Source organism: Streptomyces sp. NPDC001970, from assembly GCF_053594115.1.
Map to the genome: position 1 here is coordinate 1 of NZ_JBSFDW010000079.1, position 12,850 is coordinate 12,850.

Genomic DNA, 12,850 nt, shown 5'->3' on the forward strand with positions numbered 1-12,850 from the left:
CCGTCCGCTGCCTGCCCCTACCCCTCCGCGATCACGCCCCGCACACGAAGAAGCCCCTGCTCATCGAACAGGGACTCCCTTTGCCACAACGCACTGAGACATGTCTCAAAGACATGCTGGGGAGGCTGGTCGAGCCAGGACTGCCACCCTCACGATCACGTGCGCCCCTCACCGCCTGCAGAGGGCACGCGAAGCACACGCTGAGCAAGGTCCCCGCCCTCCCCTCCGGCGCACGCACCCCAGCCGGCCGCGGGATGTCCCATTCTCAGCCTCTTCGCCCATCGGCACGGTCGTCCCGTCGTAGCCGCGCTCGGAGCACCAACCGGCCCAGGACAGCACCGCGCCGTGGCAGGCGTTCCAGGTGTTCGCCGCCGACCTCCCCCACAGCAGCTCGAACGACTCGCCGATCTCGGCGTCCGCGACCGAGGCGAACAACAGCCGCCGATCCGCTGGGCGGTCTCCCTACGGCGATGCCGTAGCTCCGGACAGACCAGGTCGACGGTGAATCCCGCACAGCAGCCGGTTCTCCTGACCGAGCCGGTACGCAACCCGAAGGCCGCCCGGGAGAAGACGGTGCAGGTCATGTTCGAGGCCTTCAACGTCCCGGCCTGCCACGTGGCCTCGACGCCGTCCCTGGCCCTGTGCAGCACGAGCCGCACTAGCCTCGGGCTTTCACGAGGGGCGCTGTCCGGTAGGTGATCGAGAAAGCAGAAAGTGTCTCTGAGCTGCAACGATAGGACTTGCTGAGGGTCCTGTACGTGGTAGCGGAAGAGGCACTTCCCAGGTGAAGGCCAGCAACGGGTCGTATCCGCGTGAGCGGCGTTGCGGGCGGCGGTCGTGGGGTGGTCATGAACTGCTTGGCGTTGTTTTGGCCGGACGCTACGGATGAGCCTTCTCGGTGTGGTCGCTCAAGGCAGGATCTCGACGTACCCGTCGGTTCCGTGCACACGGATCCGCTGCCCGTCCCGGATCAGCCGAGTGGCCTGCTCCACGCCGACGACGGCCGGCAAGCCGTACTCCCGGGCGATCACTGCGCCATGGGTCATCAAGCCGCCCACCTCCGTCACCAGGCCCGCGATTCCGACGAACAGCGGCGACCAGCTGGGGTCCGTGTAGGTCGTGACCAGGATGTCGCCCGCTTCGAGATCGGCCTCCGCCATGTCAAGGATGACGCGGGCCCTCCCCTCGATGGTCCCGGCGGAAACCGGGAGGCCGATCAGGGCACCGGCCGGCACGTCGTCGCGCCGGTACGCCCCGGTGACGGCCTCACCATCCGATGTGAGCACCCGGGGCGGTGTGAGCGCGTGGTACGACCGGAACGCGTCCTTGCGCTGCTGGATGAGCTGGTCATCCACCTGGTTCGAGCGCACGACGTGGTGGAACTCCTGGAACGTGAGGTAGAAGATGTCCTCCTTCTCAGGAAGCACGTTGGCCTGCACGAGGCGCTCGGCCTCCTCCAGCAGGGCCTGCTTGTAGACGAAGTAGCGGCTGACGATGCCGTACTTCGGGTACTCCCGGTACCCGATGAAGGTTCGGACCCGGTCGATCATCCGCTTGGCCTGGTCGGCTTTCTGGTCCCCGTCCGGCAGGGCCCGCAAGCGTGACAGCACGTCCTGTTCCTTCTTCTGCGTCTTCTGCCGGCCTTCCTCGAAGCGCCGCTCGGCGGCGCCTGGCTCGAAGTTCCTGACGTTGTCGAGGATCACGGGCACGAGCGTGGTGGGGCGCTCGCGCCAACGCGGCCTCGTGATGTCGATCTCGCCGACGCAGCGCATGCCGTACCGGTCGAGGTAGGCCTCTATGGCGTCGCGCGCTTCGGTCCCGCCCGCGAGCTTCGCCAGCTCGTCCAGGAAACCCTCGTCCTCGACGCCCTGCAGGAACGCCACCACCTCCGGCTGTGGGCGGATCACGTCCGCGACGTCGAGCAGCGCCAGTCCCATCTCCGACGTGACGTTGTCGGGGGCGGACAGCGTGAGCGTGTCAGCCGCGTTCTTCTCGCCCAGCCACTCCTGCAGCTTGTCGTTGAGCCACCACGTGGCCTCCATCCCTGCCATGATCGCCTCAAGGTTCAGCGGATCACTGAGGACTCGCTTGTGCTCCTCGAAGGCCTCCAGCAGGAAGTCGAACAGCGCTGGTCCGGTCTTCGTCCGGATGTCGCGCTCCAGAGCGGCGATGGACACCTGGCTGCGCTCGATCAGCTCGGTGACGACGGCCGGATCGGTCTCGATCGGGGCGGACGCACTGCTGGCCGGCGGCCCGCCGGGACCCGCGTCCGGGAGCGACGGGACGAAATCGTCGCGGTCGAGGACGGTCTCCAGAGCGTCCCTGATCAGCGGATCGCCTCTCCCCATGACGTCCAGGAGGCCGGCTCGGCTCGCGGGCGAGGCCAGGCGCCGGGTGACGTCGACGAACAGCCTCCCGCCGGCCTCGTGCATCGGCACCATGGCCGTCAGCTGCCACACGGAGAGCCCCAGGGGCTTCATGGGGTCGGTCATCATCTGCCCATGACCAACGGAGACGTAGACGTGACTCTCCTGGTCGCCGGACTCGGGGATGGGGAACAGCGTCGTGATCGGCCGACTCTGAACGATCTGGAAGCCATCATCTACCAGGCACCATTCGATGTCCTGCGGGCGGCCGAAGTGCGCTTCGATCCGCCGCCCGAGCTCCACGAGCCGCACGACCTGCGCATCCGTCAGCGCCGGCTGCTCCTGCCGCTGCGAGTCGATCGCCACTTCCTGCGTACCGCCAGCCGGCAGGACCTGAACGGCACACTGTTTGACGGCGACCGCCTTGGCGACGACTTCGCCGTGTCGCACCTTGAAGACGTCCGGGTTCACCAAGCCGGAGACCAGGGCCTCGCCGAGGCCGAAGCCGGCGTCCACGGTGGCGACCTTCCGGTTGCCTGTGACGGGGTCGGCCGTGAACAGGATGCCGGCCGCATGCGGGAAGACCATCTGCTGCACGACCACGGCCATGTGGACCGTACGGTGGTCGATGCCGTTCCGCTGGCGGTAGGTCACGGCCCGCTCGGTGAACAGAGAGGCCCAACACCGGCTGACGTGCTGGAGGATCGCCGTCGGCCCCACGACGTTCAGGTACGTGTCCTGCTGGCCGGCGAAGGAGGCCGTCGGCAGGTCCTCTGCCGTCGCGCTGGATCGGACGGCGTAGGCGGCTTGCTCGCCGAGCTGGGCGAGCGCGCGGGTGATCGCCGCCGCGAGATCGCCCGGGATGGCGATCCCTTCGATGGTCCGGCGGATCTGCGCGCTGAGCGTGCGGACCGCCTCCCGGTCGTCCGGGTTCAGGCGCGACAGCTGATCGAGCCGATCGTCGATCGACGGCGCTACCGCCATGATCCGACGGAAGGCGTCCGTCGTCACGCAGAAGCCACCTGGCACGCGGATGCCTTCGATCCGCGACAGCCCGCCCAGGTGCGCGCCTTTGCCGCCAACGACCGCGACCTGCGTCTCGTCGACCTCTTGAAGATCCAACACGTACTGCTCGATCATTGCGACACCTCCGAGGCAGCCGTGCTCCGTTGCACCACAGTGGCCGATCGAATCACCGGCGCCTCCAGCTCTGTCGAACCTCTTGTCGGGCACGTCCTCATCTCTGGTCGCCTTCCCTCTGACGAGTCGGCCGGCCGCTCCGCCCAGTCGGGCGGCGCGCACCCCCGCACCTCCGCCCCGAGCGCCCGCAACTGCACTGCCTGTCCCACGACTGGTTCGACGTCACCGCATCCCCCGTACGTCGACAACAACACACGCACGTCGTGCCCTCATTTCCGCAGGTTGTGGCCTCGGCCGACGATTCTGCGCCGCGACCGGGGTCTTGCCGCAAGCCCCCCAGTGCGCTATACCTTGAGACTGGCAAGGAGAGATCTCCTTGCCTTTGCCTTTTGCCGTCCGCTGAAAACTGACAAGCTTCTCGCTCGCGAAGCGGCGGCGCTCCGCGTACGGGTAAGCGTCGTTGGCCCAGGCGGATGTCCCATGGGCCTACGGATGCAGCCGCGGAACCAGAAGTTCTTTCCCTTGTCGGCAAGGCCCGAACGCCGTCGAGCGCGCCGTCATCCCCCAGAGGTCGTCGCGCCACGCGAATGTTGGGCCACGCTCGACAACCGGGACGCTTGACGGTCGCCGTGGTTCAAATCGGCCGGCACGCAAGCGAACGGCCCCACGCCACCTCGCTCAGATCGTGGCCCGGCTGTCCCGCCGCACCGACCAGATCCTCCTCCTGCGCACCACTTACACCGGCCGGCGCCGACGCCCGGCAAACGCCGCTGGAGCGCCACCCAGCCCACTCAGCCGTGATGTGATGCACTTTCCGGGCTTCTCTCTGCCCACGTCCGACGTCGACCTGCAACAACTGCCCCTTGGTACCGGAGACGATCAGCTCGCGAATGAACTCGGCGAGCGCGGCGAAGACGTGGACGGCCAGCTGGCCATCGCAAGCTCCGCGAGAGCGCCGAAGAAACGCCGCAGACTCCAGGACCGGTCCGCCGCGCATACCCCGGTCCGGCGCAGTGGCTGTGGGTCGCGGTGGAGCCCGCCGGCACCGGCTGCGCCCGGGTGGCCGGGAGACGGACTGGATTCGTGCTGCACGGGCGGCGGTTCACCGACTGGATCACCCGCCGCCGCGGCGAGGACGGCCAGGGCTTAGCGGTCACGGGGCCGCACGATGTGCGCCGGCTGTGCAAGACGGCGAAGATCACGAGGGCGGCCGTGCTGGGCGGGTCTGTGGCTGACCTGGCGGGCGATGACCACCATGTGGCTGTCTTCCGCCGCCACTACGCGCACGGCACCACCGCGCACGTGCTGGCCGGGCGTGCGGTCACCGGCGCCACGCCCACATCAGGAGCGAGGCGAGGGTGACCTGTCCTGGCTTCAGGGGCAGGGCGGATGCCCGAGATTGCCTAGGCACGCCTTGGGCTTTGCCTGAGTCAGTTCCGGGTACAGCAGGGACCCCCACCGACATCGGCGCCGCCGCCCGTCGGTTTGTCTTCCCCGATGCCGGCTTGTCCGCCGTCGAGCCCAGGACAACCCGTCCTTGTTCAGGAACTCGAACTGCACGAAGTTGTAGTCGGCCGGTTCCGGTCATCACGGCTGAACGCGGCCGGTGCGAAAGCGGGTGCGGGCCCAGTGCACCAGCCCCGAGCCCCGCAGCGGACGTATTGGGGGCAGCGACGGCAGCAGGGGCTGTCCCCGCATCAGGCGGGTTGCGGCGGTGGCGTAGGCGACACCGAAGACCAGCGAGGCCAGGAAGGCCAGGTGCTTGGAGAGACCGTCGATGAGCGGATAGATCTGCCAGTGGGTCAGGTAGATGTACATCGACGCCGTCGCCAGGAGACCCGCCAACTGGTTGATGCGCTCACGGCTGGGGAGCGTGGGCACCCACACGAGCAGCGCGAATCCGGCGACGACGAACGCCTCGCGCAGGGGCTCGCCGGGGAAGAAGCCCGGCACGGTCGCCAGCGCCGTGACCGTCACCACCAGCCGTTGCACCAAGGTGCGGGACTTCGCCGCGGCCCAGCCCATCGTGAACAGCCAGAAGACGGTCACCGCGTCCGTCATGTTGGAGCGGTCGGGGAGGCCGACGAGGTCGTAGCGCGTGAGCAGACCGAGGCCCACGAGCGTCAGGGGCAGGCCGTACGGGAATCGCCGTTCCGCCCGGTCGACGACAGGGAGGGCCAGGACGGCCACGGCGGCGATGAGGATGTAGACCAGGGCCTCGATGAACCAGAGGTGGATTCCCGGCCCCATGTCCTGGGGCTTGAGGGCGTTGTGCAGGAGGAAGAGATTGGTCACGGTGTAGTCGTCGCTGACCAGGAGCGCGAAGGCGATCCAGGCCATGCTCGGCAGAGCGACGCGCGCGATGCTGGTCCCGGTGTGGCGCATGCGTTCGCGCCGTTCGGCGCCGGTGAGCTGGAAGCGGGCGTAGTTGTACCCCGCGACCGTGAGCAGCAGGTGCGCTCCGCCCTTGATGTCGAAGACGGGGATGTGCGAACCGACGATGCAGCAGATCGCCGCGGCGCGCAGGGCGACACTGGTCTCCAGAGCCCGTCTTCGGGTGGGGGTCTCCCGCTCGGGCCGTCCGAGGTCGCGGATCGGCGTCACGTGCCAGTCGGGCGGCAGGTGGCCGAGACGCTCCTCGAGGTTGATGGACATCTCGACGTACGAAAGTGAGTCGCCGCCCAAGCCGACGAAGGTGCTGTCCTCCGTCACGTCCGTCCTGTCGAGGATCCGTGCGTAGAGCAGGCACAGGTCCTCGGTGCCGCCCTTGTCCGCGGCGGGGTCGGGTCCGGACGGGACTTCGTCGGCCGGGCGGGTGAGTTCGCGTACGGCCCGGTAGTCGGGCTTGCCCGTGGGCAGCCGGGGAAGGTCGGCCACGATGTGGACGCGGACGGCGCGCGTCGGCAGGTCGCACTCGCCCGCCACGAGTCTTCGTATCCGCCGCGCGTCAAAGTCGTGATCGCCGACGGCGGCGACGGCGAGCGCCGCGTCGTCGCCGGTGCAGAGCGCGGTGATGCCGTGGCGTTCGAGCATCGCCTCGACGTGCTCCGGATCGATCCGCAGGCCAAGGATCTTCACGAACCCGCTGCGCCGCCCGACGATTTCGTACAGCCCCTCGGGGGTCCGCCGCGCGAGATCGCCGGTGCGCAGCTCGTCCACAGTCCGGCCCAGGCCGAGGTCCTCCGGGGTGTCGGCGTAGCCCATCATGACGTTGGGCCCGGAGTAGACGAGCTCCCCGACTCCGCTGACGGGCTGGTCCTCGACCGGTTCGATACGGAACGACCCACCGGGGACCGGCACTCCGATCGCCCCGGGGTGCGCGGCCGCCAGATCCGGCGGCAGGTAGGCCATACGGGCGGTCGCCTCCGTCTGCCCGTACATGACGAACAGGTCCCAGCCTCGCCGCGCCCCCAGCGCGGCGTACTGCGCCACCCGGTCGGGTCCCAGACGGCCGCCGGCCTGGGTGACATAGCGCAGGTGGGGGAGGTCCATGTCGGCGAAGCCGACCCGGTCGAGCAGGTCGAACGTATACGGGACGCCCGCGAGGGCCGTGCCACGGGCCTCGCGGAAGAGGTCCCAGAAACAGGAGTCGGCGACCGAGAGGCCGGTGAGGACGAGGCCCGCTCCGCGCAGCAGGTGGCTGTGGATGACGGACAGCCCGTAGCAGTAGTGCATCGGCAGGGTCGTCGCGGCACGGTCGGTGTCACGGATCCCGAGGTAAGTGGCGATCGACTCGGCGTTCGACTGGAGGTTGTCGTGCGACAGCCGGACCAGTTTGGGCGATCCGGTGGAGCCCGACGTGCTGAGCAGCAGGGCCAGCTCGGGATGCAGCTCATGCGCCGAGAGCGCGCGCCGCTCCTCGATCACCCACTGCCCCGGCTCCGGCCGCACGACGATGTCGGGGTCGTACGCGGCGGTCAGCGACTCGACGGCCTCGGGATGGTCGCCCGGCACGAGGAGTATGGGATGCCCCGCCGACAGGGCGGCGAGATGGACGACGAGCGCTTCGACGGAGTTGGCGCCGGGCAGCAGCACGAGCCGCCGCTCGGGGCCGAGGCGTAGGGCGGTTTCCGCCACCCGTGCGGTCAGCTCGCGGTAGGAGATCTCGCCGTCGGAGGTGATGAGGGCCGTGCGGTCGCCGTGTGCTGCGAGGTCGCGGGCGAGGGGCAGCGGTTTGCCGCTGATGAGCGGTGCGGGGTGGAGCGTCACGGGACGCATCGTAGGTAAGGCTTCCCTTATCGGGAAGGGGGCGGTCGACCCCGGCCGGGCGGACGGGGTGAACGGGAACCCGCCGCGAGGCCCAACGGTGGGCGGGCAAGAGGGAATTCGGTGCGAGAGGGCACAGGCGCACCCTCCTCGGCGGTCTGATCCGCGGCCGAGTCGTTATACAGCGCACCCTTGACCCTTAGGTAAGCTTTACCTTATCAATGCCTTGTTCACAGGTTTCTCCCCTCGGCATCGTTTTCGCCGCTTGCCGCGTCATCTCCCCCTGCGCCCTGTGGGCGTGGGGGGCCAGCGTGCGGTGACGGCGTTGAGCACGGCAGGAAGGCATCACCCGTCATGCGACGCCCCTTGGCCCGCACTCTCACCGCGCTCGCCGCGGCAGCCCTGCTCCTCCCCGCCCTCGCGAGCTGCAACGACGAGCCGGCCGGTCTCGTCATCTACTCAGGACGGAACGAGAACCTCGTCGGGCCGCTCGTCGAGAAGCTGGAGAAGCACCTCGGCACCAACGTCGACGTCCGTTACGGCGACAGCGCCGAACTCTCGGCGCAGCTCCTGGAGGAAGGCGACAAGACCGAGGCGGGCCTGTTCCTCTCGCAGGACGCCGGTGCCCTCGGCGCGCTGTCCAAGGAGGGCCGTCTCGCGCCGCTGCCCAAGGCGACACTGGACAAGGTCACGCCCGACCACCGCAGCGCCGCCGGTGACTGGACCGGAGTCAGCGGACGCGTCCGCGTCATCGCCTACAACCCCGACAAGGTGACCACACCCCCGGACAGCGTCCATGACCTGGTGAAGCCCGAGTGGAAGGGCAAGGTCGGATACGCCCCGACCAACGCCTCGTTCCAGGCCTTCGTCACCGGCATGCGCGTCCTGGAGGGCGACGACGCCACCCGTACCTGGCTCAAGGGCCTCAAGGCCAACGAACCCAAGACGTACGAGAAGAACGACGAAGTGCTCAAGGGCGTCGACTCCGGCGAGGTATCCCTCGGTCTGCTCAACCACTACTACTGGTTCGCCAAGGCCGCCGAGGAGGGCGAGGACAAGGTCAAGGCCAGAATCCACTTCCTGCCCAAGGGTGACCCCGGTGGCCTGATCAACGTGGCCGGTGCCGGAATCCTGAAGGGCGCCGACAAGAAGCAGAGCGCATACGCACAGAAGGCCGTCGACTACCTGCTCGCCGCCGAGAGCCAGAAGTACTTCGCCGACGAGACCAAGGAGTATCCGCTGGCCGGCGGCGTCAAGGCCGCCGAGGGCCTCCCGCCGCTGGACTCCCTCCAGCCGCCGAAGATCGACCTGGGCAGGCTCGACTCCCTGAAGCAGACCCTGGCCATGCTCCAGGACGTCGGAATGGTCTGACCGTGCCCACTCCGGATTCCTCCGTCCGGACGCGTCGTGACTCCCGCCCGGCAGGCGCCCCCGCGCCTGCCGGGCACCGGCGCGCCGGAGGCCGACCCTCCTGGCTCCTGGTCCTCCCCGCCTGCGTGGCCGTGACGCTCGCCGTGCTGCCGCTCGGCTACCTGGCCGTGCGGGCACTGGAGCGCGGCCCCGCGTTCGCGTGGGGCGTCGTCGCGGACGAGGGGACCGGGCTGCTCCTGTTGCGCAGCCTCGGGCTCGCCGCCACCGTCGTCGCGGCGTGCCTGCTGCTCGGCGTCTCCCTGGCCTGGCTCACCGTCCGCACGGCGCTGCCCGGCGCCCGCGTCTGGTCGGTGCTGGTGACCCTGCCGCTGGCCGTGCCCAGTTACGTCGCGGCGTTCGCCTGGCTGTCCGCCGCACCCGGCCTCGCGGGCTTCGCCGGGGCCGCGCTGGCGCTGACCCTGGTCAGCTTCCCGTACGTGTATCTGCCCGTCGCAGCGGTGCTGCGCGGAACCGACCCCGCGCAGGAAGAGGTGTCCCGCTCGCTGGGACACGGTCCGCTGCGCACCTTCGTGCGGGTGACGCTCCCTCAGCTGCGACCGGCCGCTGCCGGGGGCGGGCTGCTGGTGGCGCTCTACGTGCTGTCCGACTTCGGTGCCGTGTCACTGATGCGGTACGACACCTTCACGCGCGGCATCTACACCTCGTACCGGGCGAGCTTCGACCGCACCCCCGCAGCCGCTCTCAGCGCCGTCTTGGTGATCATGACCGTGGTGCTGGTGGCCGCCGAGGCCCGCACCCGTGGCCGCGCCGGACACTCCAGGACCGGCACCGGCACGGCACGCCGGGCAGCACCCGCCGCGCTTGGCCGGCTGCGCCTGCCCGTACTGGCCTGGTGCGGCGCCGTCGTCACCGTGGCCGTCGCCTTCCCGATCGGCACGCTCGGCTACTGGCTGGCCGTCGGCAACTCCGCCACCTGGGACCCCGGCACGCTCACCGACACCGCGCTCACCACCCTGGGTGTCGCCGCGGCGGGCGCCGCGCTCACCACCCTGCTCGCCCTGCCGGTGGGCGTGATCGCGGCCCGCCACCGGGGCCGGACCGTGCATCTGCTGGAGCAGGCGGCGTATGCGGGGCATGCCCTGCCCGGCATCACCGTCGCCCTCGCGCTGGTGTTCTTCGCGGTCCGTTACGCCCGTCCGCTCTACCAGGAACTGCCGCTGCTGGTCTGCGCCTACGCGGTGCTGTTCCTGCCGGTCGCCGTGGCGGCCATCCGGGCGGCCGTCCTCCAGGCACCGCCCCTGCTGGAGGACGTCGCCCGCTCGCTCGGACGCTCTCCGCTGGGGGTGCTGCGCGAGGTCACCGTGCCGCTCGCCGCGCCCGGGGTCGCCGCCGGAGCCGCCCTGACCTTCGTGGTCTGCATGAAGGAGCTTCCGGCGACCCTGCTGCTGCGACCCACCGGCATGGACACGCTGGCGACCCGTCTGTGGACGGAGACCGGCGCCGGGTCCTTCGCCGCGGCGGCCCCGTACGCCGCTGCCCTGATCCTGCTGGCCGCCGTCCCGTCCTACCTCCTCGGAAGGCACCGAACATGACCGACCTTCACCTCGCGGGAGTGGTCAAGGCGTACGGCCCCGGCGCCACGGTCCTCGACGGCCTCGACCTCAGCGTGCCCGGCGGCTCCCTGGTCGCCGTGCTCGGCCCCTCCGGCTGCGGCAAGACCACGCTGCTGCGGATCATCGCCGGCTTCCTGCGCGCCGACGCAGGGAAGGTCACGGTCGGCGGCCGCACCCTCAGCGGCCCCGGCGTGCACCTTCCGCCCGAGCGCCGCCGTATCGGCATCGTCCCCCAAGAAGGTGCGCTCTTCCCGCACCTGAACGTGGCCCGCAACGTCGCCTTCGGCCTGACCGGCGCCGAGCGCGGCACACGCCAGCCACGCGTCGACGAGATGCTGGAACTGGTCGGCCTCGCCGGATACGGCGACCGCATGCCGCACGAGCTCTCCGGCGGCCAGCAGCAACGCGTCGCCCTCGCCCGAGCCCTGGCCCCCGAACCGCAACTCGTGCTCCTCGACGAGCCGTTCAACGCCCTGGACAGCGCCCTGCGCGCGGGCCTCAGAGACGATGTCCGCGCCGCCCTGACGGCGACCGGCGCCACCTCCGTGCTGGTCACCCACGACCAGCAGGAAGCCCTGTCGACGGCGGATCTCGTCGCCGTCGTCCGCAACGGCCGCGTGGCCCAGTGCGCCGGCCCTCAGGAGGTCTACCACCGCCCGGCCGACCCCTGGGTGGCCGCCTTCGTCGGCGACGCGGTCATCGTCCAAGGAACTGCGCAGCAGGACACGGCCACGACCCCCCTGGGCCGCGTCGCCCTGGCGGCACCCGCCGGCGGGCTGCGCGAGGGCCTGGTGCTGCTGCGCCCCGAGCAGCTCCAACTCACCGACCCCACTTCGGCGGACACCCGGGGCACCGTGACGGACGTCCGCTTCTTCGGTCACGACGCCGTGGTCACCGTCGCCGTCGACGGGATGGACGAGCCGGTCGACGTCCGCGTGCCCGGCCCGGCGTCCGTACGCCCAGGCGGGCAGACCGGCATCCGCGTGATGGGAGAGGCCACACTGCACCCTGCGACTGTCTGACCAGTTGCTCCTGGCGACCGTCGAGGTGATCGTTTCGGCAAGCCCACGACACGTCAGGCGCACGAGACAAGCGCCGTGCCGGGACAAAGCGGCCAGCGTAGAACGAACGTTGCCGCTGTGTCCGCAGCGGCACCAGGACAGCGCTCCGGGACGTGGAGCCGCCGCCTGCCCGAACAGCGCGGCGCCGGCAAGTACCCGGATGCACCCACCACCACAACCACACCAGCCAGGGTCAGAGAACGGCGGTGATCCACCGCAACCTCCCATGAGGAGGCAAACCTTAACGGCCGCCGCGCTCAGCCCCTGGCAGGGACGCGGCAAGCCCGCCCCTCCCTACGGGACTGGATCGCGGCCGCGAGGCGCGGCTACGCGTGGAGCCGGTGATCGACGCCCTGAACGTGAGCTACGGGCCGGGCACGGTGGGTCCAGCTGCTGCCTTCGTCGGGTAGCGGCGCGCGGGAGCTGTTTCCCGGAAGTGGCACGGTCGGCGAGCAGGCGGGGCGTGCTGGGGGAAAGACACGTCCCGGGCATCAAAGCCAGAACGGCACTCGGCTGGTGGCGCGGCTGCCAGTGGTGTCTGCAGGAAGGCTTTCACCTGATTTCTCCCAGGAGGCCCCGTTCTTCAGGGCGGGGAGGAATGGGTCCTTGGAGCGGAGCCGCGGAGCGGCGGAGTTCCTCCGTGTCTGTCGTGACCTGTGCTTTCGGCTGTTGTCAGTGGTGGCGGTTAGGTTGATGGGGTGAAGGTCGTGGTGCAGGTGAAGCTGTTGCCGTCGCCCGAGGTGGCGGCGGCTTTGGCGGCGACCCTGCGCGTGTGCAACCGGGCGGCTGACGCCGCATCGGTGGTGGCGTACGAGACGGGCACCACGTCCCGTAACGAGCTGCAGAAGCTCGTCTACGCCCGCTTGAAGGCGGAGTTCGGGCTTGCTGCCCAACCGGCCGTGCGGGTGGTGAAGAAGGTCGTGGACGCTTACGCCACGTTGCGCGGGAGCATCCGGGCGGGAAACCTCGGCCCGAACGGGTCGAGGCGGCGCGGCCGGGCGGAGTCGAAGCCGGTCGTCTTCCGCCCCGATGCGGCCCAGCCCTACGACGACCGGATCCTGTCGTGGCAGCACGACGCGCGGACGGTGAGCGT

Annotated in this window: 7 protein-coding genes and 1 pseudogene; 6 read left to right on the top strand and 2 right to left on the bottom strand. The window is 69.9% G+C overall.

Annotated elements, in window-relative coordinates; all coding sequences use genetic code 11:
* Window positions 1–501 precede the first annotated feature (501 nt).
* Window positions 502–699, top strand: a complete 198-nt coding sequence (locus tag ACWCP0_RS41260; RefSeq protein ID WP_451083850.1) for a hypothetical protein — start codon at window positions 502–504, stop codon at window positions 697–699.
* 209 nt (window positions 700–908) lie between these two features.
* Here ACWCP0_RS41260 and rph read toward each other — a convergent pair whose 3' ends face one another.
* Window positions 909–3,506, bottom strand: a complete 2,598-nt coding sequence (gene rph / locus ACWCP0_RS41265; RefSeq protein ID WP_451083851.1) for a rifamycin-inactivating phosphotransferase — start codon at window positions 3,504–3,506, stop codon at window positions 909–911.
* Window positions 3,507–4,589: 1,083 nt separating this feature from the next.
* Here rph and ACWCP0_RS41270 point away from each other — a divergent pair.
* The gene (locus ACWCP0_RS41270) at window positions 4,590–4,868 is read left to right on the top strand and encodes a hypothetical protein (protein ID WP_451083852.1); all 279 of its coding nucleotides are present in this window, start codon (window positions 4,590–4,592) and stop codon (window positions 4,866–4,868) included.
* Between the two features lie 225 nt (window positions 4,869–5,093).
* Here the strand turns inward: ACWCP0_RS41270 and ACWCP0_RS41275 are convergent, their stop codons facing one another.
* A complete protein-coding gene (locus ACWCP0_RS41275; RefSeq protein ID WP_451083853.1) occupies window positions 5,094–7,715 on the bottom strand; it encodes an AMP-binding protein in 2,622 nt (873 codons plus the stop codon).
* Window positions 7,716–8,066: 351 nt separating this feature from the next.
* Here ACWCP0_RS41275 and ACWCP0_RS41280 point away from each other — a divergent pair, with 351 nt between their 5' ends.
* The 4 genes and pseudogenes from ACWCP0_RS41280 to ACWCP0_RS41295 form a co-directional block, all read left to right on the top strand.
* Window positions 8,067–9,083: an iron ABC transporter substrate-binding protein gene (locus ACWCP0_RS41280; protein ID WP_451083854.1), complete on the top strand. Its 1,017-nt coding sequence runs from the start codon at window positions 8,067–8,069 to the stop codon at window positions 9,081–9,083.
* Between the two features lie 2 nt (window positions 9,084–9,085).
* On the top strand, window positions 9,086–10,675 hold the full coding sequence (locus ACWCP0_RS41285; protein ID WP_451083855.1) for an ABC transporter permease: 1,590 nt from the start codon (window positions 9,086–9,088) through the stop codon (window positions 10,673–10,675).
* The gene (locus ACWCP0_RS41290; protein WP_451083856.1) at window positions 10,672–11,718 is read left to right on the top strand and encodes an ABC transporter ATP-binding protein; all 1,047 of its coding nucleotides are present in this window, start codon (window positions 10,672–10,674) and stop codon (window positions 11,716–11,718) included. Before ACWCP0_RS41285 ends, ACWCP0_RS41290 begins: the two co-directional genes overlap by 4 nt.
* Window positions 11,719–12,455: 737 nt before the next feature.
* Window positions 12,456–12,850: pseudogene (locus ACWCP0_RS41295) on the top strand (RNA-guided endonuclease TnpB family protein); the annotation flags it as partial.

Excerpts from the sequence above, each read along its gene's own strand:
- rph (WP_451083851.1), bottom strand. The coding sequence starts at position 3,506 with ATGATCGAGCAGTACGTGTTGGATCTTCAAGAGGTCGACGAGACGCAG.
- ACWCP0_RS41280 (WP_451083854.1), top strand. The coding sequence starts at position 8,067 with ATGCGACGCCCCTTGGCCCGCACTCTCACCGCGCTCGCCGCGGCAGCC.
- ACWCP0_RS41290 (WP_451083856.1), top strand. The coding sequence starts at position 10,672 with ATGACCGACCTTCACCTCGCGGGAGTGGTCAAGGCGTACGGCCCCGGC.